This is a genomic window from Shimia sp. MMG029 (assembly GCF_027947445.1).
In the GTDB taxonomy this organism is placed as follows: Bacteria; Pseudomonadota; Alphaproteobacteria; order Rhodobacterales; family Rhodobacteraceae; genus Shimia.
In genome coordinates this window covers 54951-81673 of sequence record NZ_JAQJIM010000001.1, presented here as the reverse complement: position 1 = coordinate 81673, position 26723 = coordinate 54951, and the positions used below count along the sequence as shown (strand labels likewise).

Here is a 26723-nt window from a genome sequence, read left to right as displayed (position 1 = left end):
CGTTTCTGAAGTGTGGGTGAAAGCGGCGGTCGCAAAACGATCCGCAACGCCCTTTCTGTTTTTTGGGGCACTAGGGCAACCGCTCAAATATGACTAGCGAAAGCACGAGCTTTAAAGATGAACAAACCTGTTAATCCGGCCTTTAACATGTCGCCGGCTGATGATCGCACACTACAGGCGCTTGGCCTTGTAGATGCGGAGTCAGAGCAGACATTTGACAATCTCAGCTCCCTGGCCAGCCGGGTACTCAATGTACCGGTTGCGCTGGTCAGTATCGTGCAGCCCAGCGAAGATCGCCAGTATTTCAAAAGCCACTTTGGCCTGTCTGCTGAGGTGGCAGAGGCGCGTCAAACCCCACTCAGCCATTCGTTCTGTCAATATGTCCGGGCCACCAATGCCCCATTGGCAGTCAGTGATGCCCGTGAGCACCCCATACTCAAACACAATAGCGCCATCGACGACCTTGGGATGATCGCCTATCTTGGGATGCCGATTCACCTGCCCGATGGCACGCCCATCGGCGCCCTCTGCGCCGCCGATAAAACGCCGCGCACCTGGAGCCCGGACGATCAGCGCACCCTGTCTCAAATCGCACTGTGCGTGGATGAACAAATCGCCCTGAAGTCTGCCGTGGCCGACGCGCAGGAGGCCGAAGCGAGTGCACAACGCGCCGCGCAAGCACGCGAAACATTCCTCGCCCATATGGCGCATGAAATTCGCACGCCTCTCAATGGGATCATCGGCTCCGTTGATTTGATGACTGAATATGCGGATACGCTGCCGCAAGACAGCGACTGCTCAGAACTGCTGACATCCATTGAAACCTCTTCAATGGGCCTGCTGCGCATCCTCAATGACTCCCTAGACCTCAGTAAAATTGACGCCGGCGAGCTGACGCTGGAACTTCTGCCCTTCTCGGCCCATGATGCAACGGCGTCGGTGGTTTCCTTATTCCGGGCCAGCGCGGAGGCAAAATCAATCGCTCTGAAATGCGACTGCGCCGCAAAGGACAGCACAGCATTGCGTCTCGGCGATGAGTTTCGCTACCGCCAAGTCCTTGGCAATCTGGTCAGCAACGCAATCAAATTTACCGAACAGGGCGCTGTCAGCATCAAACTTGTGAACACCCCCACAGACATAACACTCGAAGTGTCCGATACGGGTACAGGCATGGAAGAGGCGCATCTGAACCGGCTGTTTCAACCCTTTACGCAGGCAACGGCCTCCGTAGCGCGCACCAAAGGCGGCACCGGCCTTGGCCTTGCCATTGTCAAAAACCTCGTTGATTTGATGGGCGGAACCATTTCGGTCTTAAGCGCGGTGGGCGTCGGCACAACGTTCAAGGCGACGCTGCCAATGGTGCAAGCAACACAGCAACAAAGCGCCCAAATCTCCCCGGACGTGCTGCACACCGCCTTCGAAGGCAAAACCGTTCTGGTTGCGGATGACAGCAGTGTCAACCGCCTCGTTCTCAGCAAAATGCTTGAAAACATGGGGGCAACGGTCAAAACAGCGTCAAACGGCGCGCAGACCTTGCAACAGGCACATGACACCCGTTTTGACATGTTGTTCATCGACATTCAGATGCCCGACTTCAGCGGAGACCAGATCGCCCGCGCACTGCGCTGCAATGGCTCCACAAGCCTGTCAAAACGAGAAACCAAACTGGTTGCCGTGACAGCAAATGTGTTCCCTGATCAGGTGCAAAGCTATCTCGACGCGGGGTTTGATCACTGCTTAGGCAAACCCCTCAAACGGGTAGATTTGCTTGAAGTTCTGCAATCCTGCGCAGCAGGGTGCACATAGCCAACAGGTGCCGACTCAACGGGCCACGCCCGTGCGTTTGTGACTTAAGCTTGCAACCTTTGGCAGCTTCGGCGATGACTGGTGCAAACCTATATTAACGGAGCACGCGGTCCATGGCGCTTCCTGCCAAGAAACAATTTCAGTTCTGGGGTATCTTCATAGTTGTGTTTGCCCTGATGTTTTGGGCACTCGGACATGTGTTGTTGCCGTTTGTTCTGGGCGGGGCCATCGCCTATTTTCTTGATCCTGTAGCCGACCGTCTGGAGCGCAGCGGGTTTTCCCGCGTGGCCGCCACGGCCCTGATCACATTGCTGGGCGTTCTGGTTTTCGTTGTCATGGTTCTGGCCGTGGTGCCAACACTTATTCAACAAACGATTGCTTTGGTGGAAACCTTACCGCAACTCTCAGCGCAGGTGCGCGCCTTTGTTGCGTCCAATTTCCCGAGCCTGCAACAACCCGATTCAATCATGCACCAGACGCTGCAACAGATCAGCGGTCTGCTCAAGGAACGCGGCGGCGAGTTTCTGCAAACCGCACTCAGCTCGGCAGCCTCACTGCTCAATGTGATCACACTTTTGGTGATCGCCCCGGTGGTCGCCTTCTATCTTCTGCTTGATTGGGACCGTATGGTCGCAGAAGTGGACAAGCTGCTGCCGCGCGATCACGCGCCGATTGTGCGCCGCTTGGCCAGCGACATCGACAAAACCCTCGCCTCTTTTGTTCGCGGCATGGGCACGGTCTGCCTGATCCTTGGCACGTATTATGCCGTCGCCCTGATGGTGGTTGGCCTCCAATTTGGTCTGGTTGTGGGGTTCATTGCCGGTCTTGTGACCTTCATTCCGTACCTCGGTGCTTTGATTGGTGGCGCATTGGCCATTGGTCTTGCGCTCTTCCAGTTCTGGGGGGATTGGCTTCAGGTCGGGCTCGTCGGCATTGTCTTTGCGATTGGCCAAATGGTCGAAGGCAATATCCTGACACCAAAACTGGTGGGCAAATCTGTGGGGCTGCACCCCGTTTGGCTGCTGCTGGCCCTGTCTGTGTTTGGCGCACTCTTCGGATTTGTGGGGATGTTGATCGCCGTTCCAGTTGCAGCGGCCATCGGTGTGCTTGCACGTTTCGCCACAGGCCAATACATGTCGTCCAAAATGTACTACGGGCACAGCGCTTCACCGAACGAAAGCGCACAGGACGCTGAATAAAACCAATGGCTGAACAGCTGAACTTTGATCTGCCCGTCCGGGCAGCGCTTGGGCGTGATGATTTCTTTGTAAGCCCCGCCAACGCTATGGCGCTGGGGCTTGTGGACCTCTGGCCCAATTGGGTCGGGGGCAAACTTGTGTTGTCTGGGCCTGTTGGCTCCGGCAAAACCCATCTCACCCATGTGTGGGCTGCCCTGGCTGACGCACAAATCGTACCAGCCACAACCCTCACCAAAGACAGTGTGCCTATGCTGGCGAAGGCACCAATTGCAGTAGAAGACGTGCACCTGATTGCGGATGATCCAGCGGCCCAAACGGCCCTGTTTCATCTCCACAACCTGACACTGGCCGAAGGTCACACGCTGTTACTCACAGGCGTTGGCGCACCGCTTCAGTGGGGCCTCACCCTGCCCGATCTGCTCAGCCGCATGCAGGGCACCACCGTGGCCACGCTCGATCAGCCTGACGACATGCTCTTGATGGCAGTGATGGCGAAACAGTTCGGCGACCGCCAGCTGATGCCCACCCCTGATGTGCTCAGCTACATTGCCAAACACATGGACCGCTCTTTTGCAGGCGTCGCCAGTGTGGTGGAAGCAGTGGATCAGCTGTCATTGAGCGAAAAACGCCCCATCACCAAAGTGCTGGCGAAGCGGGTGCTGGAGCAGGATTAAAACCTCTCATTACTGAGAAAAGACATATGGCAAAGACGGGCCAGTTTGCCTTGGCCCGCCAAGAAACTCCCGCCTTAGAACTTGCCGTTGTCATGCACCATTTGCGCCGGGGTCGGCGAGACAACATCCCAGTGCTCGACAATCTTGCCATCTTCAACCCGCCACAGATCGAAGAAGGCCCAAGGCTGATCGCTCACCGTTGCATCTGAGGCGACAAAAACGAAATTGCCCTCTGCAACCACGATCTGCGGCTCAAACTTGGTGATGACATACCCTTGATCGGCCCAGGCTTTGGTGCCTGCGATCAGCCCATCAATCCCATCTTTAAGCTGCGGATTGTGCTGCATGTAGACCTCTGAATAGAGCGGTGCCTTTTCCGGCGCAGCGCCCCCCAATACATCCCGCACAAAGCCAAGCACCAGCGCCTTGTTCTCTTCCGTGCTATCCAGATCCGTAATCTCTGTTGGGCCATCTGTCATGCCCCGCCCCGAAGCGGTGGTCGCAGGAATGGGTTGCAGATTGTCCCAATGCTCCGCAACTTTGCCATCCTCGAAGCGAAAAACATCAAAAGCCGCAAGACTTGGCGCGCCAAAAGCATCCGCATTTTCAAAGGTGCTGTGCAGGACCACCAAATCCCCTTCAGAGATCACACGATGGGTTGTGACCGACATGCCAGACTGCGCCACAAGCGGCACAAGCGCCATCAAGCCCTCGGCCCCGGTTGGCACCTGCGGATTGTGTTGAATGTAGTTTGGCGTGACCAATGCACGGGCAGCTTCTGGGTCGTGATCCGCAAAAGCGGCAGTGAAAAGTGCGAGAACAAGTTCTTTCGGAGACATGATCTAATCCTTTGATTCGTTGTGTCTCACACCTGGTAGCAAATCCATACCATATCGCAATTACGTACCCTTAACTGACCTGGTACGGTAAACACTACCATGTTTGCAAAGATTAATTGCGCTCAACGCAAAGCTCAGATATTTTACCGTTCAGTTTCGAAATCATACCAAGGCCTACTATGCTACCAATAGGTGTTGCCAACAAAGCAGAAGCCTCAAACTGCTCCATTCGTTCTGTGCTCTCCAATGTGACGGGCAAATGGCGGATGATCATCATCATGGCGCTGGAGGATGAACCCAAGCGGTTTGGCAGCCTCAAACGCTGTATTGGTGACGTCACCCAAAGCGTGCTGACAGAAAATCTGCGTGGCCTACAGCGTGATGGCTATATCACCCGCTCCGTTGACCCCGGCCCTCCGGTTGCCGTGTCCTATGAGCTCACCCCGCTGGGCCGCACCCTGCTGGAGCTTCTCAAACCGCTGGTGTTCTGGTCTCACGAACAAATGCCCGAGGTGCGCCAGCACCGCATGGAATACGATCGCGATCACACAAAGTAGTCGCGCGCCCAGATCCCGCCGCCATGACGCGCCTCTGAACGGCAGCCTAAATTGATCCTGTTTGGCAATCGCTGGACCCTCCACAAAATCCACCCTACAGTCATCTTCTCGTTACCTGCCAATGGCATGAGGGCTGCATGACCCAAGCTGACTTTCTGAAATCCGACTTCCCCGCCGCCACTGCAATGCCGGATCTGGACATTTCCGGGGCTGATCGCTTCTACAATCGCGAGCTGAGCTGGCTCGGCTTCAACTGGCGTGTGCTGGAGGAAAGCGAGAACCCGCGCGTGCCGCTCCTTGAACGCCTGCGCTTCCTGTCGATCTCTGCCACCAATCTGGACGAGTTCTACACCGTCCGTGTTGCGGGCCTGCGTGAACTGGTGCGCGAGGGGAACACAACCCCCGCCCAAGACGGGCACTCTCCAGCTGAACAGCTTGTCCTCATCAACGAAGACGCCCGCAATCTGCTGCAAGAACAACAGCGCATGTTCAACGAATTGCGCGGCGCACTCGAAGGCGAGAACATCCACATTCTGAACCGCGAGGCCCTGTCGCAGGCGGATCAAGCCTTCCTCGCCGATGTGTTCATGAACCGCGTCTTTCCAGTGTTGTCGCCGCTCGCCATCGACCCGGCGCACCCCTTCCCCTTTATTCCCAACACCGGCTTCGTGTTGGCCCTGCAACTTGAGCGCAAGAAAAACAAACGTCCGCTGCAGGCGCTCCTGCCAATCCCGCATCAGATTGACCGCTTTGTGTTTCTGCCCTCCGAAGGCAATACCGTACGTGCGCTCCCTCTGGAGGAGCTGCTGATCCTGCATCTGGACAGCGTGTTTCCGGGCTACAAAGTCAAAGGCCACTGTGCCTTCCGCGTGCTGCGTGACAGCGATCTTGAGGTCGAAGACGAGGCCGAGGATCTGGTGCGCGAATTTGAAGTTGCCCTGAAACGTCGCCGCCGCGGCGAAGTTGTGCGTCTCAAAATCACCGCAGACGCCCCCGCCGCGCTCAAGAAACTCATCATGCATGAGCTTGAAGTGCGTGGCGACGAAGTGGTTGATATCACAGGCATGATTGGCCTTGCGGACCTGAAGGAACTGGTGCTGGATGAACGCCCAGACCTGCTTTGGCCTTCGTTTACCCCGCGCGTGCCTGAACGTGTGCAGGACTTTGACGGCGATATGTTTGCCGCCATCCGCCAGAAAGACATGCTGCTGCACCACCCCTATGAAACCTTTGATATGGTGGTGCGCTTCCTACAGCAGGCGGCCCATGATCCCAATGTGGTCGCGATCAAACAGACGCTTTACCGCACCTCCAAAAACTCGCCCATCGTCAGCGCGCTGTGTGAGGCCGCAGAGGATGGTAAATCCGTCACTGCGCTGGTGGAGCTCAAAGCACGGTTTGATGAGGCCGCCAACATCCGTCAGTCTCGCAGGCTGGAGCGCGCGGGCGCACATGTGGTTTACGGCTTTCTCGATCTCAAAACCCACGCCAAGATCTCGACCGTGGTGCGCCGCGAAGGGGAGAAGCTGGTCACCTACACCCACTACGGCACCGGCAACTATCACCCGATCACTGCCAAGATTTACACCGATGTCAGCCTGTTCACCTGCGATGCAGATCTGGGGCGGGATGCGAACAAGGTGTTCAACTACCTGTCCGGCTATGTAGAGCCGGAAACCCTCGACAATCTGGCGATCTCCCCAATCAGCCTGAAGCCCCGCCTGCTGGAAATGATCGGTGCAGAGGCAGAAAACGCCCGTGCTGGCAAACCTGCCGCGATCTGGGCGAAGATGAACTCCCTTGTGGAAGCCGAAGTGATTGATGCGCTCTACGCGGCATCTCAAGCAGGGGTGAAAATCTCGCTTGTGGTGCGTGGCATCTGTTGCCTGCGCCCCGGCATCGAAGGGCTTTCAGACAACATCCGCGTGAAATCTGTCGTGGGCCGTTTTCTGGAGCACTCCCGCGTCATGTGTTTTGCCAATGGTCAGGAACTGCCCAACAAAAAAGCGCGGGTTTTCATGTCCTCCGCCGATTGGATGGGCCGCAACCTCAAACGCCGTGTGGAAACACTGGTGGAGGTCAAAAACGCCACAGTGAAAGCGCAAATCATGAGTCAGGTGCTGGCCGCCAACCTCGCAGATGTGGCGCAAAGCTGGGTCATGAAACCCGATGGCAGTTTTGAACGCCTGCCGCTACCTGAGGGCGAATTTGCCTTCAATTGTCACCGCTTCTTTATGGAAAACCCCTCCCTGTCTGGGCGCGGTTCCGCAGGCGCGTCTGATGTGCCCAAACTAACCCATACGGATGATTGACCTCACCGCATGATTGACCCAGAAGTGTCGCGTGGCGCACAGTGATGTGCAGCACCACGCGACTCTTTTCGGCGGGACCAGACACCGATGCCTAACGACCCAAAACAGGACAACACCCTGTTTGAACGCCCTATTTTTGAGGATCCCGGTGCCCGTGCACTGTCTCGTGTTGGGGTTGTCGATGTTGGCTCAAACTCTGTGCGCATGGTGGTGTTTGATGGCGCGGCCCGCAGCCCCGCCTATTTTTACAATGAAAAAATCATGTGTGCTCTGGGCGCAGGCATCGCTGAAACCGGGCTACTGAACCCCAAAGGGCGCGAACGGGCATTGGCTGCCATCGCCCGCTTTGCCCAGATCGCGCGCACCATGGAAGTCTCCGGCCTCACCGCCGTTGCCACTGCCGCTGTGCGTGAAGCCAGCGATGGCCCCGATTTCTGCGCCGAAGTGCTGGCGCAGACCGGCGTACCGATTCATGTGATTGATGGCGCAGAAGAGGCCCGACTGTCCGCACAGGGCGTGCTCACCGGTTGGCCCGGCGCCTATGGTCTGATCTGTGACATTGGCGGCGCCTCCATGGAGCTTGCGGAAATCAACGACGGTCAGGTTGGCCGCCGCGTGACCTCGCCCCTTGGCCCGCTCAAACTGCGCGATGTCAAAGGCGGCAAAAAAGGTCGCCGTGCCTTCATCAATGAAACCCTGGATCAGCTCTATGCCCAGATGGGCAACCAGAGAAATCGCCTATTTTTGGTGGGCGGCAGCTGGCGCGCCATCGCCCGCATCGACATGGAGCGGCAGAACTACCCGCTGAAAGTGCTGCATGAATACCGAATGACCGCCACCTCGGTGCGCGAAACCGCGAAGTTCATCCAGTCACAAGACCCAGAAGCGCTGCGCGCCCGCTGCGGTGTTTCCAGTTCTCGGATGGATCTGGTGCCTCTGGCGATTGAAGTGCTGAAAGGCGTGCTGCGCCGCTTCAAACCCCATGACATCGCCATCAGTTCTTATGGCATCCGCGAAGGCGTGCTCTATGAGCAGATGCCCGAGCGTATCCGTGAGCGTGACCCGCTGATCGAAGCCTGTCGCTTCATGGAAGCCAAAGATGCGCGCATTCCCGGCTTTGGCAAGGCCCTCTATCGCTTCATTCAGCCCTTGTTCAACGCAGCCAAGCCCCAACAGCACCGCCTGATCAAAGCCGCCTGCCTGCTGCATGACGTCAGCTGGCGCGCACATCCGGACTACCGCGCTGAAACCGTGTTTGACAGCACCACGCGCGCCAATCTCGGTGGCCTCAAACACAGCGAGCGTGTGTTCCTTGGCCTGTCCCTGCTGCACCGCTACCGCAACAAAGCGGAAGGCACGCGTTTTGCAGAACTGGCCCGTTTGCTCAGCGACAAAGAGCGTCATCAGGCCGAGGTGATCGGCAAAGCCATGCGTTTTGGCGCCATGCTTTGGCAGAACGACAGCGAAAATATGGGCAGCCTGAAGTATTTCCCCAAAAAGGCGGAACTCCACCTGCGCCTGCCCACCAGCACCGGCGCACTTTATGGCGAAGTGGCAGAGTCTCGTTTCAATACGCTCTGCAACGCGCTCGGCGCGCAACCGACCGTCAAGATGCGCGACTAAAGCGGTTTGCGTGTTATCGGGACGCCGCGGATCGCGTTTCGTGTTCAACCGAATGGAAGAAGCCACGCACGGGCGATTGAAGCCAAACAAAATGGCTCTAAAGCTCTATGGCATTGTCGTCCGCACTGTCCTCCCCCTCAAGCTCCAACTCTTGAGGCGTCTTCTTGCGCAGGATAATATCGCCATTGGGCAGCATCTCAGGCGCATGATACTGGCTCCAGTCTTTCACTTGCGAAAACACCTCGCCAAGCTTCGGCCCCATCTCCAGCATGAAGGCCTGAATGCTTGGACCCGCTTCATCCATGAACGACTGCAACCCCTCAAGCGCTGGCGCCATCTCTTCCTGCAACCCTTTGAAAAACAAAAGCGCGCCCTCTTCCATCAGGCTGCGCCCCTCCGCCTCATCTTCCGCCAGAGCCGCGCCTCCAGACAGGCCCAAAGCCCCGGCAAAACCCACCGCCAAAATCACCTTTTTCATGACCGCTCCTTTCGCATCCACTCAAAGATCAATATCCAGCACCACCGGAAAGTGGTCTGACGCAACCAACAAAGCCTCGCGCAATTTCGCATCCCGCCAACAGGCGTGATCGTCAAACGGATGCCAAATCCGCCACTCCGGTTGCGCCGCACGCAACCCTTCGGAGATCATGACATAGTCGAGCAGCGCCGACAAATAGCGCCCCTCGCGCTCAATATGAAAGCGGGCCGTGCTCGCCTGCGCCGCCAGTGGGTGGCGCAAAGCCGCCTGCGCGTGCGGGTCATACATCGCCGCCCCACCGCCAACGCCCATGATGATCTCAACGGAGGAGCGCCCAAACAGATCTTCAAACGCATCCAGCCCCGGCCCATCATTCAGATCACCCAGCAAAATCACGTCTTCACCTGCGGCCAGCTCTGCCTCAATCCGCCGCCTGAGCCAGATCGCCTGTGCCAGCTGCTTGCGACGATTGGCAATCGAAATTCGCATCACATCCGCATCTGAGCGCGCCCCATGCGGCGCTTTGGATTTCAGATGTGCGCCAATCATACGCAGGGAGCGCCCGCGGGCTGAGGTCAGGGCAAGCTCCAGCGGTGGCTTTGAAAACCGCACCAGATCCTCGCGGGCGTCCACATCCAGATCAATCCGCATCGCTCCATCAAACCGTGGCGCTCCAACCGCGCCCTCCGGGCCACTCACAACGCCACGCGGATCATGGCGCGGCGTCAGTGCGGTTGGATCATACAGCAGCGCGATTTCCTGTTGTGTGGTGTTCTCAAATCCCATGATCGCTTTGTGCGCGCGCAGATCGAACGCCCCGGCAAAATTCTCAAGCGCAGCCACCGCATCCCGCCGCCGCCCCTGATCAGGCGCTTCTACAATCATCGCCGCATCCGCATTCAAGGTGCGAAACACATGGCCCAATGCGTCTATCTGAGCAGCCCGGCTGACGCCTTTGCGCCCCGACCCGCCCTGATCACGCAACAGGTGATTGTTCTCGTCAAACAGACTGGCGAACCACTCCACATTATACGTGGCAATCCGCATCAGGCGGCCTCGTTGATCTGATCCCAGGCGCGGTTGATATCAATCATACGTTTTTCAGCGATCTTCACGGCCTCTTCCGGCACGCCCCGGGCGATCATGCTGTCAGGATGCGTCTCACGCACAAGCTGCCGCCAGGTCTTTCGGATCTCGGCAATCGGCGTCTCTGGATCAACCCCCAGCACGTGATAAGGGTCTGGCTCTGCATCCGGCACATAACGTGCGCGCATCGCTTTGAAACAGCGATCATCCATGCCAAGAATCTCGGCGACACGGCTCAGAAACACATCCTCATTGGGATGATATTCCCCATCCGCCACCGCGATGTGAAACAGCCCTTCCATCAGGTCGGCTGGCCGGCCGCGCGACGCACCAAACATGCCTTTGATGCGCAGCGCATATTCCTCAAAGCCCGCCACATCCTGACGCGCCATATTGAACACCTTCGCCGCCTGCGCCTCATCCTTTGGCGCGATCTGAAATACCTCGCGAAACGCTGTGACCTCATCACGCGTTACCAATCCATCTGCCTTGGCCATCTTCGCGCCCAGCGCAATCACTGCGATTGTAAAGGCGACAGAGCGCTCCGGCGGCGCGCGCAACTGTTCAAACACAGCCGAGAGAGACTCCCCCTGACTGAGGGAAGACAAAGCTTGGCTGATGCGAGACCAAATAGACATGCCCCTAACCTATCCTCTCCTGCGTCAATTGCCAGTGCTGCATCACAGCATTTTTTGCAAAAGCACCAAATCCATCCAACGATCAAACTTCCGCCCCACCTCGGGTAGCCGCCCAACCTCTTCAAATCCCATGCGTTTGTGAAAGTCGATCCCGCCCGTGTTTTCACCGCCCACACCGGCCACCATCACGTGATACCCAGCGGCTTTCGCTGCAAGTTCAAGCGCAGCAAGCAGGGCACGCCCCATGCCCTGCCCCCGAACTGCTTCGGCGAGATATACGGTATGCTCCACCGTGCGCAGATAGCCAGGTCCCGCGCGAAACGGCCCATAGGTGGCAAAGCCCACAACCTGCCCGTTCTGCTCCGCAACCAGAAACACCGCCTCCTCCAGCGTAACGCACACGGCCTCTGTAGTTTTCTCTACCGTTGTAAAGGTGCTCACCCCGTCGCGGATCTCACGGTTCCAAATGGCCGCAATGGCCTCTGCGTCCGAGATCTCTGCTGTTCGCAACCTCATCGCAGCACGCGCGTGCCGTGGGGTGTGTCAAATGTCGCGCGCAGCTCCGAAGGCCCTTCCACAAACACGACCCGCGCATCAGACAGCCCAACCGCAGCTTCCAGCGCCGCCGCCTCCGGGTGCGCCACCTCCAGCCGGCTGAGCGCCACACCGGAGGCTGGCAATAATTCCGCAGGCGTCACCGCCACATCCCACTGAATGAGCGCGGGAAAGCGGTTGTCAAACGGCAGCACGCCACTGTCCGGCACCGCCATCCGCCAGCGCAGATCCCCACGCGCCAAAGCAATCGGTTTGCCCGCATCTACATCCAGGCGTGCCAGCTCGGCCTCAAGATCGTCACTCCGGCAAATCCAGTTCCCGAGCCGCGCACCACCAGACAGCCGATCCAGATCAAACCAGCGCGGATAAGGCAGCGCATCCGCCGCCGGATTGGCGGCAATCGCTTCCAGGTACAGCCCATCTGCCAGCCCAATCAGCTGATTGTGCGTGCCAAAATGCGCATGCTCTCCGCCCGGCCCCATGGCCACGCCCAGCGCCTCTTCCACATGCGCCACAGCCTCTGCGAGGTTTTCTGCCGCCACGGCCAAATGATCCAACTGCATTGCGCATCCTCTCCGTTTTGCGCCACCAAAACCCAAAGCCTCGCCAACCACAACGAAAAAGGGACGCGAAACCGCGCCCCTTCTTCTTGCTCAAAATATTCCGGGGGTTGGGGGCTGGCCCCCAACCGGTATCGTCTATCAGTTGCGCGCATCCCGGATCAGTTGCAGAATGTTCTGCGCCGCCTCAGGAATGTTGGTGCCAGGACCAAAGATCGCCTTCACGCCCGCTTTCTTGAGGAAGTCATAATCCTGCTGCGGAATAACGCCGCCGCAGATTACAATAATGTCTTCCGCATCTTTTTCCTTCAGCGCTTCGATCAACTGTGGCGCAAGCGTCTTGTGCCCGGCCGCCTGCGAGGAAATGCCAACCACGTGCACGTCATTGTCCACCGCATCCTGCGCGGCTTCTGCCGGGGTCTGGAACAGAGGGCCCACATCCACGTCAAAACCGATGTCGGCAAAGGCCGTGGCAATCACTTTGGCGCCACGGTCGTGCCCATCCTGCCCCATCTTGACCACCAGAAGACGTGGGCGACGGCCCTCTTCTTCGGCGAAGTCTTCGATGGATTTCTGAATGGCCGCAAAGCCTTCGTCACCTTCATAGGCCGCTCCATAGACACCCGCGAGGGTTTTCACCTCGGCACGGTGACGACCAAACTCTTTCTCCATTGCCATGCTGATTTCCCCAACTGATGCCCGCGCACGCGCCGCTTCCACAGCCGCTTCAAGCAGGTTGCCACCTTCTTTGGCGCGCCGTGTGATTTCCTCCAGTGCCGCCTGACAGACCGTCTCATCGCGCTCTGCACGCATCTTCTTCAGACGCGCAATCTGGCTTTCCCGTACAGCCACATTGTCCACATCCAGAATGTCGATCGGGTCTTCCTGCTCCTTGCGGTACTTGTTGACCCCAACGATCACCTCTTCGCCCCGGTCAATCATCGCCTGACGCTTGGCTGCAGTTTCCTCGATGCGCAGCTTGGGCATGCCGCTGGCCACAGCCTTGGTCATGCCGCCCATCTGCTCGACTTCCTGAATGATCGCCCAGGCCTTCTCGATCAGCTCCTCAGTAAGGCTCTCAATGTAGTAAGAGCCCGCCAGCGGATCGATCACATTGGTCACCCCAGTCTCTTCCTGCAAAACCAGCTGCGTGTTGCGCGCAATCCGGGCAGAGAAATCCGTGGGCAGCGCAATCGCCTCATCCAGCGCATTGGTGTGCAGAGACTGCGTGCCGCCCAGCACCGCAGACATCGCCTCATAGGCCGTGCGGATCACGTTGTTGTATGGGTCCTGCTCCTGCAGGCTCACACCCGATGTCTGACAGTGGGTGCGCAGCATTTTGGAGCGCTCGGATTTCGCGCCAAATTCGGTCATCACGCGGAACCACAGCGTGCGCGCCGCCCGCAGCTTGGCAATCTCCATGAAGAAGTTCATGCCAATCGCAAAGAAGAAGCTTAGACGCCCGGCAAATTTGTCCACATCCATGCCCGCATCAATTGCGGCCTGCACGTACTCCTTGCCGTCCGCAATGGTATAGGCCAGCTCCTGCACAAGGTTCGCGCCCGCTTCCTGCATGTGGTAGCCGGAAATCGAAATGCTGTTGAACTTCGGCATTTCATTGGAGGTAAACTCGATGATGTCAGAGATGATCCGCATGCTCGGCTCTGGCGGATAGATATAGGTGTTGCGCACCATAAATTCTTTCAGAACATCGTTCTGAATGGTGCCCGACAGCAGCGCTTTGTCATGCCCCTGCTCTTCGCCCGCAACGATAAAGTTGGCCAGAATTGGAATGACAGCGCCGTTCATGGTCATGGAGACCGACACCTGATCCAGCGGAATGCCGTCAAACAGCACCTTCATGTCTTCGACAGAGTCAATCGCCACACCAGCTTTGCCCACATCGCCCACAACGCGCTCGTGATCACTGTCATAGCCACGGTGGGTCGCCAGATCGAAGGCCACCGAAACACCCTGCTGACCCGCCGCCAGATTGCGACGGTAAAACGCGTTGGATTCTTCTGCGGTGGAGAATCCCGCATACTGGCGGATCGTCCAGGGGCGGCCCGCATACATCGTCGCTTTCACACCGCGCGTAAAGGGCGCAAAACCCGGCATCGTGCCCGTATGAGGCAGATCCGCCGTATCCTCAGCCGTGTAGAGGGGTTTGACCCGAATGCCTTCCAGCGTCTCCCAGGTCAGGTCGTCCAGAGGTTTGCCGCGCAGCTCTTTCTCTGCCAGTTCGGCCCATTTCTTGGTGTCCGTCATCGATGTCATCCTCAACTTCTTGTTGCTAACCAAAGCGACTGGCCATGCCAGCCCTCTCCGGCGTGCTGTCTTCAATCAGATACGCCAGACCATCCGCCCCGGCACGAAGCCAGGCCAGATCTTGGACGTAAATCTCTCTCAGTATGTCCACCTTGAACGCGTCAAACGGGTGCCAGCGGCCCATCCCGTTCGGCAAGGCGTCAGGTGTTTCGCGGCGATCTTGCAAAGTCTCGCGCAGCTCTGGCAATTTGGGCACCTGCGCCAGACCATTCAGGCGAAAGTTTGTCGGCGCCTTAAACCGCCCGCTCACCGCATAGCCCAAAATCACTTCCGGACGGGCGCCCAGACGCTCATATGGGATCACGAGGATTTCTGCGTCAGGCGCGGCGCAGGCCAGATCCATCACCACTTTGCGCCAGCTGCGGGGTTGGGTGACCAGCCGTTCCAGCTTGGCGGCATCTGGCAGGGCATGGCCCTGACGCAAACCATGGGCCAAAGCGCCGCCCCAATAGTCCTCCAAAGCGCGCATGCCGATGATCACCCGCTTCACGCGACCGCCAAAGGCATGCACAAACCGGGCCGCACGCTCCCCCGCCGCCGGATACAGACGCTCCGAAGTGAGATTGTTTGTGAGGCTGCCCAGCATATCCGGCTCAAGCACCATCAGATCCTTGACCTTATCACGCTCAAGCATCGCCGCCCGCAGACGCACCCGTCCGGCCCCACGCGCACGGCGCCGCTCCACCCCATGCAGACCGGAGCGCAATGTGACCCCGTCAAACAGGCCCTTGCGGGTGTGCTCTGTTGTCCAGACCGCCAAACCATTGGCCTGAAGTGACCTCCGGTTGCGATTGAGATAGCTTGCGAGTGTGGAAACCCCAGAGAGATGGGCCCCGACATGTAGGATGACGTCCATGGCTGCGCGCACCTTGCTAAAGGCCAAACCCGCAGGGGCGGCCGGATATACAGAGGCGGCCATCATGCACATGCACCTATGGAGATCATGCTAATCGACTGTAAAATTTGACCCAATTTACGGTTTGGGATCGTAATGTCAGGCAACACGCTTATATTGGGCGCAGCAGGAGAGAGAATGACACACCGCTTAGCCCTTGTTCTAATTGCCTTTCTGTCGGCCACCGGCGTTGCGGCACAGGCCACTGAAGCCACACCCGAAACCGGCACAGAAAACGCTGAAAATACACCACAACTTGTGCGCTCCGGCCTGGATGCCGATCCAGAGGCGTTCCTCTGGGTGAATCGGCTGATCGTGGTTTTTGCTGACACCCCACGTGACCCGCGCTTCGCACAGCAAATGGAGCTGATCGAGGCGCAACCGGACGATTTGCGCGTGCGCGATGTGGTTGTGTTCACCGACACCGATCCGGCGGCCCAATCCGCCCTGCGCCAGAAGCTACGCCCACGCGGCTTCATGATGGCAATGATTGGCAAAGACGGCACCGTGTATTTCCGCAAGCCGCTGCCATGGTCGGTGCGCGAGATCTCTGCCAACATCGACAAAAACCCGCTGCGCCAACAGGAAATCCGCGACCGCCGCCAGCCTTGAACGCGCATCTCTGCGCACGGCGTGATATGCCCATTGGCCGGTCTCACGGCATCGTTTTCCCGCGTGCGGCGATCAGCACATCATACCAGTCCTGACGGCTCAGGCGCACGTCAAACACCTTTGCACTGTCTTTGATCCGCGCCACATTCTGGGTGCCGATCAACGCAATGAGATTGCTGGGATGCGCCAGAACCCAGGCCAGTGCCACATGGTCCACGCCCACGGATTCGCGCGTGGCGATCCCTTCCAGCACGGTCAGCACGCGGGCCTCCTGCGTGCCCGCTTCCGGTTGATGCGCCGCTGTCAACCGGCCTCCGCCCAACGGCGACCAGGCCATCACCGCAAGGTTCAGCTCCTGCGCAATATCCAGCGTGCCATCTTCCAGCGGATCAATCGCGAGCGGCGAAAACTCCGGCTGGCTCGCGACCAGAGGAAAACCCAACTTGCTTTGCAACGCTCGGATCTGCGTATGAGTGAAATTGCTCACCCCCGCTTCGCGGATTTTGCCCGCCTGGCGCAGCTGCGTCAGTGCATCTGCCACCTCCTCAAAAGAGGCCAGCAGATCCGGACGATGGATGAGAAAAACGTCGATGGTTTCGACTCCAAGCCGCGCGAGCGAGCCTTCACAGCTCGCAATCAGGTTGGACGCGCGGCTGTCGTAGGGCACAGGCGGATGAATGCCCGCTTTGGTCACCAGCACCGTGCGTGCGCGCAGCCCCTTCTCCGCGCGGTAGACAGCGCCCAGCACCTCTTCTGCAGCGCCAAAGCCCTCAGCCCCAAATCCGTAAATCGCTGCGGTGTCCACAAGGTTGGCGCCAATTTCCAGCGCCGCATGCACCTTCTGCGCCGCCTCTGTCGCTGTAGACCCCGCAAACCGCCAGCACCCATAGGCCAACCGCCCGGAGTCAAACGGGCCAATTTGGGTCGTCTTTGCAATTTGCAATGCGTCTCCGGTCATGGCGGGCACCTGTGGTTTCGGCAGTGAGCGCGCGCCCGACATCCATGCCGGGCGAACCTTTGTTTGGATCAGATCATTCGAACTCGATGATCACATCATCCACCGCGAGGCTGTCACCAGCTGCGGCATTGATCTTGCTGACCACAGCTTTCTTCTCCGCCCGCAGGATGTTTTCCATCTTCATGGCTTCCACCGTGCACAGCGCCTGACCCTCCTGCACTTCGTCGCCCACTTCCACGTCGACCTTCACGATCAGACCCGGCATCGGGCACAGGAGCATCTTGGAGGTGTCCGGCGGCAGCTTCTCTGGCATCAGCTTTGCAAGCTCGGCTTGGCGCGGCGTACGCACATGCACTTTCATATCTGCACCACGGGTGCGCAGACGGAACCCACCGGAGATTTTGCCAACCTTCAGCACCAGACGGCCATCCACCTCGACCTCAGCCAGCTGGTCACCCGGTGTCCAGTCAGAGGCCACGCGCAGCTTGCTGCCATCCTCAAACTTGACGGTGGAGCCTTCTTTGTCGGCCTTCACCTTCACGGCAAACTCATGGCCCTGCAGAGTAACAACCCACTTTTTGCCAACACGGCGCTCGTGATTGTCCATGCGGCCCGACACGCGGGTGCGACGGATCTCCGCCACGCGGTACATCGCCGCCGCAGCCGCCGCCACGCGCTTCAGCTGCGCTTCCGGCAGCTCTACACCCTCAAAGCCTTCCGGATACTGCTCCTCAATAAAGGCTGTGGTCATATCGCCCTTGATGAAGATCGGGTGATCCATCACCGCCGACAGGAACGGCAGGTTGTGGCCAATGCCTTCCACCTCAAAGCTGTCCAGCGCCACACGCATCGCCTCAATCGCCGCGTCACGGGTTGGGGCCCATGTGCAGAGCTTCGCGATCATCGGGTCATAATACATGCTGATCTCGCCGCCCTCATAGACGCCGGTATCATTGCGCACGACCTCATCGCCCGCATCCCCGGGTTGGGTGCCCGGGGTGTAGGCTTTGGTCTCCGCCGGTGGGCGGTAACGGGTCAGACGGCCGATGGACGGCAGGAAGTTACGATAAGGGTCTTCCGCATAAAGACGGTTCTCAATCGCCCAGCCCTGCAGCTTCACATCGTCTTGGGTGATGGTCAGCGGCTCACCATTGGCGACGCGGATCATCTGCTCCACAAGGTCCACACCGGTGATTAGCTCGGTCACAGGGTGTTCCACCTGCAGACGGGTGTTCATCTCAAGGAAGTAGAAGTTTTTGTCGCCATCCACGATGAATTCCACGGTCCCGGCAGAGGCATAGCCCACCGCTTTCGCCAGCGCGACAGACTGCTCGCCCATCGCCTTACGGGTGGCTTCATCAAGGAACGGGCTTGGTGCCTCTTCCACAACTTTCTGGTTCCGACGCTGGATCGAGCATTCGCGCTCGCCCAGATACACACCGTTGCCATGCGCGTCACACAGCACCTGAATTTCAATGTGGCGCGGCTGGGTCACGAACTTCTCGATGAAGATACGGTCATCACCAAAGCTGTTGGCCGCTTCGTTCTTGGAAGATTGGAAGCCCTCGCGTGCTTCTTCGTCGTTCCACGCGATCCGCATGCCTTTGCCGCCGCCACCTGCGGAGGCTTTGATCATCACCGGATAGCCGATCTCGTTGGAGATTTTAACCGCCTCATCCGTATCCTCGATCAGGCCCATATATCCCGGCACCGTGGACACATTGGCGTCCTGTGCAATCTTTTTGGAGGTGATCTTGTCCCCCATCGCCTCAATCGCCCCTTTAGGGGGGCCGATGAAGGCCACGCCAGCCGCTTCCAGCGCCTCGGCAAATTTTGCGTTTTCAGACAGGAAGCCATAGCCCGGGTGCACCGCCTGCGCGCCGGTCTTCTTGATGGCCTCCATGACCTTGTCGATCACGATGTAGGATTGGTTTGCCGGAGGTGGGCCAATATGCACCGCCTCATCTGCCATCTGCACGTGCAGCGCCTGCTTGTCAGCATCCGAATAAATCGCCACCGTCTTGATGCCCATCTTGCGGGCGGATTTGATCACGCGACAGGCAATCTCGCCCCGGTTGGCAATCAGGATCTTATCGAACATCGTCTCGTCCTTCTGGTCTTGTCAGGCCGCAAGCGCGGTCTGGTTTGGCAATAAAAAAGCCACCCGCCCGCGCAAGCGAGGGGATGGCTTCGTTTCTGGGATCGACTGAGGCTCAGCCGAAGAGCTCAGAACCGTCAGGCAAGGTGCAGTAAGTGCTGCACCCGCCGCCTGATCAGCAACTGTTGGAGAATTCTTTACAATAGACCACATTGGCCGCGCTGCCGACGACGGCACCCGCCGCAAGGTTGGCGCCAACAACCGCCGAGACCGCTGTGCCTGCACCTGCCCCAATGAGCGCTTGTTCATTGAATGTGTCACCACAGGCGCCCAACGCGGTGAGCGCGCACAAGCCGATAATGGCTGAAGAAAGTCGCATGTCTGAGTGTCCAATACCTGCGAAGGGACGAGGCCCCTAAGATTGCTGTCCGTATCCGCGTCAGCCCCCAAAACATCCTCATCGCGTTCCTCAAGACCTGCCACGCGCAGGCCCTTGAAAAAAACGGGTGATTCTGAAGGGACACAACAGAACCACCCGGAAGGGGAAGGGTAACGGAATACACTGTTACAGGAACCCACCAAAACGGCGCATTCCTCGGCACTCATGATGCCTGCAAATCTCGGAAACCAAAGCGGATTTTGCGACCACGCACAACGATAGGCCGCATCCTGCCCAATCAGCTGACCCCAAGGCAACTTCCCGCCGACAGAAAACAGGTCCGCCGATGCCAATCGGCGATCACTCGCCATCACAACCGCGCGACAATTCGGAACCAAATGGTACACAAGTGCATTTTCAAGAGGGGCGCGATCACATTTTCCAAACAAGACCGTCGGCAGTTTCACCAAAGTCTTATCCCGGCAAATGCCACTCTTTGCGTCCAATCTCACAAATCGGTCACATGTCGCTGAGAATTTTGACTGCTCTGCTCGCAGCGACGTCATTTCGAGAATGTGCAAACCCGTGAAACCCATGGGGCGTTGCACGTCACTGAAAGGACCAGCCAAATGCGCAAACCCAGACACAGACTTGTCACCGTCGCGGCGTTGACCATCGGCACCACCGGCACGCTCGCCCATGCCCAAGATCAAGGCACACAGGCCGAACTTGACGCGCTGCGTGCTCGTGTTGAGGCACTCGAATCCGGCAGCGAACCGACCAGCACCGGCGGCGGTGATTTCAATGTTGGCGGCACCAGCATCGACATCTATGGCTACCTGAAAGCCGACTTTTACTACGACACAGACTTCCGTCAGGGGGATACGGCCTTTGTGAACGCGATTGGTGAGCCCACCAACGCCACCGACGGCAGCTTTGGGGCCACTGCACGTCAGTCCCGCCTTGGCTTCCGCACCAACACAGACACCAGCATCGGCAATGTCGCCGGCAAACTGGAGCTGGATCTGTTCGGCTCCGGCGGCACCGCAGAGCTGCGCCTGCGCCACGCCAGCGTTCAGCTGGGCGACAACTGGCTGATTGGCCAGGACTGGACCAACTTCATGCCGCTGAGCCAATACCCCACCACCGTGGAATTCAACGGCCCCGTTGGCATCTCTTTTGCCCGCGTCCCGCAAATCCGCTACACCCACAACTGGGATCAGCTGACCTTCAGCGCCTCGATCGAGGAAAACAACGCGGCCTCTGACGACCCGACCTTCACCTCGGCCCTGTCTTACGACACCGACCTCTTCAGCGCCCGTGTGGCGGGGCTGACAGGCAGCGTGCGCAGCGGTGGGCAGGACATCGACCAGAGCGGCTTCACCCTGTCTGGCGCAGTCCGCCCTTGGGAGGGTGGTCTCTTCCAGGCGACCTATGTCGACGGCGAAGCCCTCGGCCCGCTGCTGATTGGGGGCGGCAACGCCGCTGTCGGCGGTCAGGCCAATGATGTCTCCGGCTACACGTTGGAATTCCGTCAGGACATTGGCGCGCGCTGGAACGTGGGCATCGCCTACGGCCGCGAGGATTACGACCTCGCCACCTCCACCGGCTCCCTTGCCTTTGACGAGCTGGAAACCATCCACCTCAACGCCTTCTACAAGGCCACCGACGATCTGACGTTCAGCGCCGAGTATTTCATCGGCGAACGCAACGACGCGGGCAGCGGGCGCACATTTGACTCCGACCGCATCCAGCTGGCTGTCCAGCTGAACTTCTAAAGCAGAAACGTGGCCCTGCCCGCCGAAAGCGGCAGGTGGGGCCATGATCTTAGAGGCCAAAGCGATATGTGCGCCCGGCTGATGCATCAGAAATCGTCTTCAAATGCGTCCGGGAAAGAGGCACGCGCCACAGCCTCGTCAATCACCAAAAGCGCGTCGTAGCTCTCTGGATCAAACGGATCTTCCGCCGCGACCACCTCACGTCCAAAAAGCCAGCTCAGGCGACCGGCATCCAGATTACCACGTTCAAACGGCTGATCGCCAAAATGCTCCCACAGCGCCGCCATAAAGGCGCTGTCGGCCCGGCGATCTGCGGGCTTGCGGTCCTTGAAACGCTCCCGTTTCGTGATCGCAGTCACCCCACGAGGATTCGCACGACGGATTGTAAATTGAAAATCTGATCCCGGAAGACGTCCGGGGAAGCCGCGGTGCTTGATCATGCCTGCTCTCCCTTCTGTTGAGGGCGCGGCGTCCGCATCACCTGTGTTGAGACGCAAGCAGGCCCTGCGGTCTGCTCGCCATTTTTTTCAAAAGAAAGACCTGCGGCCTTACTTGTATTTGCCAGTGTAGGTTGGCTCGGTTGAGATGGGCTCTGGGTCAACCACAACGAACTCTTCGATGGGTTCGTCTTGGCCACAGGCCGCCACGAGGGCCACAAGGCCGATCGCGAGGAATGACTTGATGCTCTTCGACATCTGTTTCTCCACTTATCATTTTCAATTTGGACAGGGACGATGCGCCCTGCCTGCCTCAATGCCACAGAGATGTGGCATGTGCGGAGAATAGGGGATTCTTTCGCAAAAAGATAGGGATAGGAGCCTGCCTTAATGCGCTGTGGCGTGTTTGCCGCAACCGCGCCAGGTTGTGTGAAGCTGCTCACAATATCTAGTGGTGTCATCAAAACCCCTCCCAGATACAGGTGCCATCCTGCACGCTGAATGCTTCAAAATACTGTTGGGCGAGATGGGTCATCACGCCGAATTCTGTTTCTCTGTCTGCCATGGAAATGATCACCTGATCGACTTTTTCTTCGGAAACAGCCAGATACGGCACCGCGACGCCAATGCACAGGTGAAAGAAGTCCTCTTCAATCTCCGTAAAGGCGATCCCCTGTCGCAACAGGGGCATGACATAGCGAAACCGCGCCACGCGACTTGCATCATCGCGGGTTTCAAACAGAACTTCTTGAAGGGATATGTCGTTGCCGGAGGGCACAGCTGGAGCCTCCTCCAAAACTCCAGCCGTGGCCGCAGCACCCAAAAGGGGCCCTCCTAACGCGGCAAAAACAACGTGAGTCGCAGGCTTACATAGTTTTTTAACAAAAGCTCCAAAAAATATGCGCAATGCAGATTTTTTTTCCACAGATCCCTGACATTGGTAGGAAATTGTCATGCCAGCACCTTTTTAGGTTGCGCATGACGAATCCAACGCACGCGACGCTTGGGGCAATTCAGCACCTGTGAAATGTCTGCCTCAAGCTTCTGACGCGCCACCGCGCCAGCCACTTCGCCGCCAGCAACAATATGCAGACCGCCATCCACACGCGTCACCTGCACAACCGGCGCAAAACCACGCAAGTCCTGCAGCGCGCGCCACATATCCTGCCGCACCTGCTGCGCCACCCGCACACGGCAGGCATCCGGCAGCGTCGTCTCCGCCGCCAAATCCCAACGCACAGGCAGGCGCCGTGCCACCGTCACCCGGTCCCCCTCACGCAGGATATGCCAGCGACGGCGGCTCATGCGGGCGCCTTTATGTCAAAGGCGCCCGACAATACAAAGCGATATGTGCAACGCAAATCAGCCATCAAAGAACTTAAAGCCCCGGCATTTGGCTGACGAGAACCCAGCCTGCACCTCGCCCCCGGCCTTTTGCCAGTCCATCACCAAAATCACGCGGTTGTATTTCAGGTCAGCAAACTGCGCGCGCACTTTTTCTTGAGTGAGCTTGCACATCTCAACCATCTGCTTTTTCACAACAGACTTGTTGGCAGGCACCGGGCCAGACATCACCGCACCAACCAAAGGCTGCGCATTGCGGCGCACCCGCGTGCTCGCCCCGTCATCGCGGCTGGTCGTCGTTGTGATTTGATTTTCCTGAATAGAGACCACGCACCCTTTCGTGCCTCCCCCCAGATCAAACGCCTGAATGCCACGGCAACTTTGCGCCTCTGCCGCAAGCGGCACAGCAAACAACGCGCAGGATGCAAAAATCAACGATCTCATAGTCATCTTTTCCTTGTGTGAATTGATCAACAATCCACTCATAGACGATCACAACGGAATGTTGTCGTGTTTTTTCCAGGGGTTCTCGAGCTTCTTGTTACGAAGGCTCGCAAACGCGCGACTCACCCGGCGGCGTGTGCTCTGGGGCATGATCACCTCGTCAATGAAACCGCGCTCCGCCGCCACAAATGGCGTTGCAAACCGCTCTTCATAGTCCTTGGTGTGCGCCGCAATTTTCTCAGCATCACCAAGATCCGCACGGTGAATAATCTCGGTCGCGCCCTTTGCACCCATCACAGCGATCTCCGCTGTGGGCCAGGCATAGTTGAAGTCCCCACGCAGGTGTTTGGAGGCCATCACGTCATAAGCACCACCATAGGCCTTCCGGGTGATCACGGTCACTTTCGGCACGGTCGCTTCACCATAAGCAAACAACAGCTTCGCGCCATGCTTGATCACACCGCCATACTCCTGGCTGGTCCCCGGCAGGAAGCCCGGCACATCCACCAGCGTCAGGATCGGGATCTCAAAACAGTCACAGAAGCGCACAAACCGTGCCGCCTTGCGGGAGCTGTCAATGTCCAGACAGCCCGCCAGAACGGTTGGCTGGTTGGCCACCACACCCACGGTCTGCCCCTCCAGACGGATGAAGCCCGTGATGATGTTCTTAGCGTAATCTTCCTGAATTTCGTAGAAATCGCCCTCATCCGCCACCTTATGAATGAGTTCTTTCATATCATAAGGCGTGTTGGGGTTTTCCGGCACCAGCGTATCAAGGCTTTTCTCCACGCGGCCCGGCTCATCAAAGAACGGGCGAACGGGCGGCTTTTCGCGGTTGTTGAGCGGCAGGAAGTCCACCAAACGGCGCACTTCGGCCAGCGCTTCCACGTCGTTTTCAAAAGCACCATCGGCAACAGAAGACTTCTTGGTATGCGTGCTTGCGCCGCCCAACTCTTCGGCGGTCACAACCTCATTGGTCACGGTTTTCACAACATCCGGGCCGGTCACAAACATATAAGACGTGTCTTTGACCATAAAGATGAAGTCGGTCATCGCAGGGGAATAGACCGCGCCACCGGCACAGGGCCCCATGATCACGCTGATCTGCGGCACCACACCAGAGGCCATGATATTGCGCTGGAACACTTCGGCATAGCCCGCGAGAGAGTCCACACCTTCCTGAATGCGCGCCCCACCTGAATCGTTCAGACCAATGATCGGCGCACCGTTCTGCACCGCCATGTCCTGAATTTTGCAGATCTTCTGGGCGTGGGTTTCAGACAGCGAGCCGCCAAACACTGTAAAGTCTTGCGAGAAGACATAAACCATACGGCCATTGATTGTGCCCCAGCCGGTGATCACACCGTCGCCAGCAGGCTTGTCCTTCTCCATGCCAAACTCGGTGCAGCGATGCGTTTTGAACATGTCAAACTCTTCAAAGCTGCCCTCATCCAACAAGAGCTCGATCCGCTCCCGCGCCGTCAGCTTGCCTTTGGCATGTTGGCTGTCGATCCGGCGCTGGCCGCCACCAAGGCGCGCAACCTCGCGGCGCTCTTCCAATTGCTGCAGAATATCTTTCATGGCCGTCCCTCATGATCTCAATCGCGCACTGTCGGGCACAGGCCCATACGACCTCCCACCAACACCAGCGCACGCACCCTGGTTTTAAAGTACCATAAGAAGCCCACCCGCCTCACAAAAGCATTATTCGGCAAATTTGCAAATTATGAGGAATGCGCCGCGCGCGAATTGCAAATCAGCAAATCGTTCACATCTGAATTTTCTTCGTGGACATTAAATCACCCGCCACCTACCTCTTAGCCATGAACAGTCATTCACGCGGCACGTTTTTAGACCGCAGCACACCACCCCACATCCTGACGCTCATCCTGCTTGCCGGGGTGTCAGCGTTGTGTATGAACATCTTCTTGCCCAGCCTGCCCTCGATGGCGGAGTATTACGGCACAGATTATGCCGTGATGCAGCTGTCGATTGCGGTCTATCTGGCGGTCAATGGCGTGCTACAAATTGTTGTGGGTCCCATCTCCGACAAGCTGGGGCGACGCCCGGTGATCCTGTGGGGGCTGGCGATCTTCCTGCTGGCCACGCTGGGATGCATCTTTGCCCCCAACGCGGCGATCTTTCTAACCTTCCGCATGCTGCAGGCCGCCGTTGTTGTCGCCATGGTCCTCTCGCGCGCGGTGGTGCGTGATATGGTGTCCACCGAGGAAGCCGCCTCCATGATTGGCTATGTGACCATGGGCATGACTGTGGTCCCGATGCTGGGCCCTGCCCTTGGTGGCGTGCTTGATGCCGCCTTTGGCTGGCAAGCCAGCTTCTGGATGCTGTTTGCGATCGGCCTCGCCATTTTCTGGCTCACTTTTCGCGACCTCGGTGAAACCAAAACAGCCAGCGGCCTCTCCCTTGGGGCGCAGGTCCGTCAATACCCAGAGCTGCTGACCAGCCCCCGCTTCTGGGGCTACTCGCTGGCCAATGGCTTCACCTCAGGCGCTTTCTTTGCCTATCTGGGCGGCGCGCCCTTTGTGGCCACGGAACTCTTTGGCATGTCCTCTTCGCAAATGGGCATCTATTTCGGCGCCCCAGCTGTTGGATACTTCATCGGCAATTTCCTGGCAGGCCGCTACTCCGCACGCATTGGCATCAATCCAATGGTGCTGGCGGGCTGTCTGATCTGCGGCCTCGGTGTGGCTGCCTCTCTCACAACCTTTTACTTCGGTCACGGCTCTGCTGAGGTGTTCTTTGGCTTCATGACCTTTGTCGGCATCGGCAATGGGCTCGCCATCCCAAACGCCACGGCCGGCGCCCTTTCCGTGCGCCCACAGCTCGCAGGCACCGCATCGGGCCTCACCGGGGCCATCATGATCGGCGGCGGCGCAGCACTGTCTGCGCTCGCAGGCACATTGCTCACGCCAGAAACCGGCGCCTTTCCCCTGCTTTGGCTGATGGTCGCAACCGCAACCCTGTCCGTTGTCGCCATCCTGCTTGTGATCCTCAGAGAGAAACACCTGCGCCTGTAAAAGCGCAAAGCCGCCACAGGCGCGCACCGCAGCAAAATCCCACTGGCATCGCAGGATTTGCAAAGCTATCTTTGCAGCTATGCAG

Annotated in this window: 26 protein-coding genes; 9 read left to right on the top strand and 17 right to left on the bottom strand. The window is 58.3% G+C overall.

All coding sequences use genetic code 11. From position 1 onward, the window contains the following. Positions 1-117: 117 nt before the first annotated feature. From PJL69_RS00420 to PJL69_RS00410, 3 genes are all read left to right on the top strand, one after another. Positions 118-1806: a GAF domain-containing hybrid sensor histidine kinase/response regulator gene (locus tag PJL69_RS00420; RefSeq protein ID WP_271307908.1), complete on the top strand. Its 1689-nt coding sequence runs from the start codon at positions 118-120 to the stop codon at positions 1804-1806. Between the two features lie 113 nt (positions 1807-1919). Then, positions 1920-3005 carry an AI-2E family transporter gene (locus PJL69_RS00415; RefSeq protein ID WP_271307907.1) on the top strand — a complete coding sequence of 362 codons (1086 nt, stop codon included), beginning with the start codon at positions 1920-1922 and terminating at the stop codon, positions 3003-3005. Positions 3006-3010: 5 nt separating this feature from the next. Then, complete coding sequence (locus tag PJL69_RS00410; RefSeq protein WP_271307906.1) at positions 3011-3679, top strand: DnaA ATPase domain-containing protein; 669 nt, start codon at positions 3011-3013, stop codon at positions 3677-3679. A 74-nt stretch (positions 3680-3753) separates the two neighbouring features. Here PJL69_RS00410 and PJL69_RS00405 read toward each other — a convergent pair whose 3' ends face one another. Beyond that, a complete protein-coding gene (locus PJL69_RS00405) occupies positions 3754-4518 on the bottom strand; it encodes a nuclear transport factor 2 family protein (RefSeq protein ID WP_271307905.1) in 765 nt (254 codons plus the stop codon). A gap of 179 nt (positions 4519-4697) precedes the next feature. Between PJL69_RS00405 and PJL69_RS00400 the strand changes: the two genes are divergently transcribed. The 3 genes from PJL69_RS00400 to PJL69_RS00390 all read left to right on the top strand — a co-directional run bounded on the left by PJL69_RS00400 (position 4698) and on the right by PJL69_RS00390 (position 9010). Beyond that, positions 4698-5075 (top strand): winged helix-turn-helix transcriptional regulator, encoded by a 378-nt coding sequence (locus PJL69_RS00400; protein WP_271307904.1) that lies wholly within the window; start codon positions 4698-4700, stop codon positions 5073-5075. A gap of 137 nt (positions 5076-5212) precedes the next feature. Next, the gene (locus PJL69_RS00395; protein WP_271307903.1) at positions 5213-7387 is read left to right on the top strand and encodes an RNA degradosome polyphosphate kinase; all 2175 of its coding nucleotides are present in this window, start codon (positions 5213-5215) and stop codon (positions 7385-7387) included. A gap of 87 nt (positions 7388-7474) precedes the next feature. Next, the gene (locus PJL69_RS00390; RefSeq protein WP_271307902.1) at positions 7475-9010 is read left to right on the top strand and encodes a Ppx/GppA family phosphatase; all 1536 of its coding nucleotides are present in this window, start codon (positions 7475-7477) and stop codon (positions 9008-9010) included. Between the two features lie 97 nt (positions 9011-9107). Here PJL69_RS00390 and PJL69_RS00385 read toward each other — a convergent pair whose 3' ends face one another. From PJL69_RS00385 to PJL69_RS00355, 7 genes are all read right to left on the bottom strand, one after another. Continuing rightward, positions 9108-9488 carry a hypothetical protein gene (locus PJL69_RS00385; RefSeq protein ID WP_271307901.1) on the bottom strand — a complete coding sequence of 127 codons (381 nt, stop codon included), beginning with the start codon at positions 9486-9488 and terminating at the stop codon, positions 9108-9110. Positions 9489-9509: 21 nt separating this feature from the next. Continuing rightward, complete coding sequence (locus PJL69_RS00380; protein WP_271307900.1) at positions 9510-10535, bottom strand: endonuclease/exonuclease/phosphatase family protein; 1026 nt, start codon at positions 10533-10535, stop codon at positions 9510-9512. Then, positions 10535-11212: a molecular chaperone DjiA gene (locus PJL69_RS00375; protein WP_271307899.1), complete on the bottom strand. Its 678-nt coding sequence runs from the start codon at positions 11210-11212 to the stop codon at positions 10535-10537. Before PJL69_RS00375 ends, PJL69_RS00380 begins: the two co-directional genes overlap by 1 nt. 42 nt (positions 11213-11254) lie before the next feature. Next, the gene (locus tag PJL69_RS00370) at positions 11255-11728 is read right to left on the bottom strand and encodes a GNAT family N-acetyltransferase (protein ID WP_271307898.1); all 474 of its coding nucleotides are present in this window, start codon (positions 11726-11728) and stop codon (positions 11255-11257) included. Beyond that, complete coding sequence (locus tag PJL69_RS00365; RefSeq protein WP_271307897.1) at positions 11725-12330, bottom strand: VOC family protein; 606 nt, start codon at positions 12328-12330, stop codon at positions 11725-11727. Before PJL69_RS00365 ends, PJL69_RS00370 begins: the two co-directional genes overlap by 4 nt. A gap of 138 nt (positions 12331-12468) precedes the next feature. Next, the gene (scpA, locus tag PJL69_RS00360) at positions 12469-14604 is read right to left on the bottom strand and encodes a methylmalonyl-CoA mutase (RefSeq protein ID WP_271307896.1); all 2136 of its coding nucleotides are present in this window, start codon (positions 14602-14604) and stop codon (positions 12469-12471) included. Positions 14605-14620: 16 nt separating this feature from the next. After that, positions 14621-15577, bottom strand: a complete 957-nt coding sequence (locus PJL69_RS00355) for a hypothetical protein (RefSeq protein ID WP_271307895.1) — start codon at positions 15575-15577, stop codon at positions 14621-14623. 111 nt (positions 15578-15688) lie between these two features. On the opposite strand from PJL69_RS00355, the gene PJL69_RS00350 reads away from it, so the two are divergent. Then, positions 15689-16162, top strand: coding sequence for a DUF4174 domain-containing protein (locus PJL69_RS00350; RefSeq protein ID WP_271307894.1), 474 nt, complete (start codon positions 15689-15691; stop codon positions 16160-16162). Positions 16163-16205: 43 nt separating this feature from the next. Here PJL69_RS00350 and PJL69_RS00345 read toward each other — a convergent pair whose 3' ends face one another. The 3 genes from PJL69_RS00345 to PJL69_RS00335 form a co-directional block, all read right to left on the bottom strand. Beyond that, positions 16206-17120 (bottom strand): aldo/keto reductase, encoded by a 915-nt coding sequence (locus tag PJL69_RS00345; RefSeq protein WP_271307893.1) that lies wholly within the window; start codon positions 17118-17120, stop codon positions 16206-16208. Between the two features lie 73 nt (positions 17121-17193). Next, positions 17194-19221 (bottom strand): acetyl-CoA carboxylase biotin carboxylase subunit, encoded by a 2028-nt coding sequence (locus PJL69_RS00340; RefSeq protein WP_271307892.1) that lies wholly within the window; start codon positions 19219-19221, stop codon positions 17194-17196. 172 nt (positions 19222-19393) lie between these two features. Then, entirely contained in the window at positions 19394-19597 is a 204-nt protein-coding gene (locus PJL69_RS00335; RefSeq protein WP_209097666.1) for a hypothetical protein, read from the bottom strand. Between the two features lie 629 nt (positions 19598-20226). Between PJL69_RS00335 and PJL69_RS00330 the strand changes: the two genes are divergently transcribed. Continuing rightward, positions 20227-21375 (top strand): DcaP family trimeric outer membrane transporter, encoded by a 1149-nt coding sequence (locus PJL69_RS00330; protein WP_271307891.1) that lies wholly within the window; start codon positions 20227-20229, stop codon positions 21373-21375. Positions 21376-21461: 86 nt separating this feature from the next. Here the strand turns inward: PJL69_RS00330 and PJL69_RS00325 are convergent, their stop codons facing one another. From PJL69_RS00325 to PJL69_RS00300, 6 genes are all read right to left on the bottom strand, one after another. After that, a complete protein-coding gene (locus PJL69_RS00325; protein WP_271307890.1) occupies positions 21462-21815 on the bottom strand; it encodes a hypothetical protein in 354 nt (117 codons plus the stop codon). Positions 21816-21923: 108 nt separating this feature from the next. Continuing rightward, complete coding sequence (locus PJL69_RS00320) at positions 21924-22070, bottom strand: hypothetical protein (protein WP_209097669.1); 147 nt, start codon at positions 22068-22070, stop codon at positions 21924-21926. 202 nt (positions 22071-22272) lie between these two features. Further along, positions 22273-22635: a DUF6497 family protein gene (locus tag PJL69_RS00315; RefSeq protein ID WP_209097670.1), complete on the bottom strand. Its 363-nt coding sequence runs from the start codon at positions 22633-22635 to the stop codon at positions 22273-22275. A 128-nt stretch (positions 22636-22763) separates the two neighbouring features. Then, complete coding sequence (locus tag PJL69_RS00310; RefSeq protein ID WP_271307889.1) at positions 22764-23117, bottom strand: hypothetical protein; 354 nt, start codon at positions 23115-23117, stop codon at positions 22764-22766. Positions 23118-23174: 57 nt separating this feature from the next. Continuing rightward, positions 23175-23600, bottom strand: coding sequence for a hypothetical protein (locus PJL69_RS00305; RefSeq protein WP_271307888.1), 426 nt, complete (start codon positions 23598-23600; stop codon positions 23175-23177). A 48-nt stretch (positions 23601-23648) separates the two neighbouring features. Then, a complete protein-coding gene (locus PJL69_RS00300) occupies positions 23649-25181 on the bottom strand; it encodes an acyl-CoA carboxylase subunit beta (protein ID WP_271307887.1) in 1533 nt (510 codons plus the stop codon). A gap of 242 nt (positions 25182-25423) precedes the next feature. On the opposite strand from PJL69_RS00300, the gene PJL69_RS00295 reads away from it, so the two are divergent. Next, the gene (locus PJL69_RS00295) at positions 25424-26638 is read left to right on the top strand and encodes a multidrug effflux MFS transporter (protein ID WP_271308950.1); all 1215 of its coding nucleotides are present in this window, start codon (positions 25424-25426) and stop codon (positions 26636-26638) included. Positions 26639-26723 lie beyond the last annotated feature (85 nt).